The organism is Curtobacterium sp. PhB25, assembly GCF_004365375.1.
In the GTDB taxonomy this organism is placed as follows: domain Bacteria; phylum Actinomycetota; class Actinomycetes; order Actinomycetales; family Microbacteriaceae; genus Curtobacterium.
This window is the reverse complement of record NZ_SODR01000030.1, coordinates 1-1235: the sequence shown is the minus strand read 5'-3', so window position 1 is coordinate 1235 and position 1235 is coordinate 1. Positions and strand designations below refer to the sequence as shown.

Genomic DNA, 1235 nt, shown 5'->3' with positions numbered 1-1235 from the left:
CTCGGCATCGCGGCCGCGCTCGTCCTGCTCTGACCACCCCACCGCCACCATCTCAAACAGCCCATTGCCATCACGACGCGGAGGATCCGCCAGGCCCGTCGACCCGCATGACCCGCCGACGCCGGCACCACGCCGGGCTCGGAGGTCGGAGGTCGGAGGTCGAGGGCGCAGACCCCGCACTTGACGCGCTCACGCCGGACGTGCGGGCTCGCGCCGCCGGAGTCGCCGATACCGCCGATCCGCACGGTCGGACAGAGCGACCGCGTCTTCTCGCATAGAAAGACCCAAGATGCCTGGAGACGGATCGACCGCAGGACGGCAGTTGACCAGCCGGCACGGCACGGCCTACCTCCCCGGTTACTCCCCCTGGGTGAGGAGGCGCAGCGTGCGGAGCAGCCCGCTGCGATGGTCGCCGTTGAGCGGAGCGAAGAGGTCATCGAGGACGCTCGACGCCACCATGTGGCCGTCCTGGAGCGCAGTCCGACCGGCGCCGCTCAGCCCGTACTCGCACCGGACGAGTTGGGTCTTCCGACCCGCCGTTACAGTTCCGTTATCTTCACCGCGACCGATCTCTGCTGAACGAGGTGCCCGGCGCACGCCCCGGTCAGGTCACTGCTGCGCGTGGAGGACGCGTTCGGCGTGGTCGGCGATGCGGTCGCTGATTTCGGAGGCGATCTCGTTGCTTGCTGCAGCAGAGCGTTGCTGCAGCGCGCGCATCAGCCACAACAGCTCACTGTCGAGGTCTGTGGCAGTTCGCGCTTCTTCGGTGCAGCGCGCAGCGCCTGCCCGCTCGAGGACGGCACGATCGCGGTGCGCGGCAGCATCGGATCGGCCGACATCGACGACCTCTTGCCAGTGCATGCAGCACCTCCAACCGGATTGCTACTCGAGACGAGGTTGTTCTGTGGCCATGGTGCGCCATTGGTCAGCTCGAGGGAAGCGGATGCCGCCGCCGTTGACCGTCTGGGTCCTCCAGGATGCGGCCGTGCGACACTGGCCGGCATGGGTAGGAGCTGATGAGCGTGGCGGGAGCGGGAGCAGTGCCTGCAGGAACCCTCCCACTCGACGCGGGCCCGGTGGTACCAGGCAGAACACGCCAGGCGATGCCGGCGTCACGTCACCATCACTCATACGCCGGTCTCCCTTCGCCCCGTTGATCGAACCGCGGGGTGGGATGCCGGATCAGGTAGCAGCCCACCCCGCTAGCAACGGGAACCACCCAGCTGCTGCCACAC

The 1235-nt window shown here is 68.3% G+C and carries 1 protein-coding gene; it reads right to left on the bottom strand.

Annotated features, from left to right (window positions below; all coding sequences use genetic code 11):
- Positions 1–609 precede the first annotated feature (609 nt).
- The gene (locus EDF51_RS19690; protein ID WP_134196262.1) at positions 610–861 is read right to left on the bottom strand and encodes a hypothetical protein; all 252 of its coding nucleotides are present in this window, start codon (positions 859–861) and stop codon (positions 610–612) included.
- Positions 862–1235 lie beyond the last annotated feature (374 nt).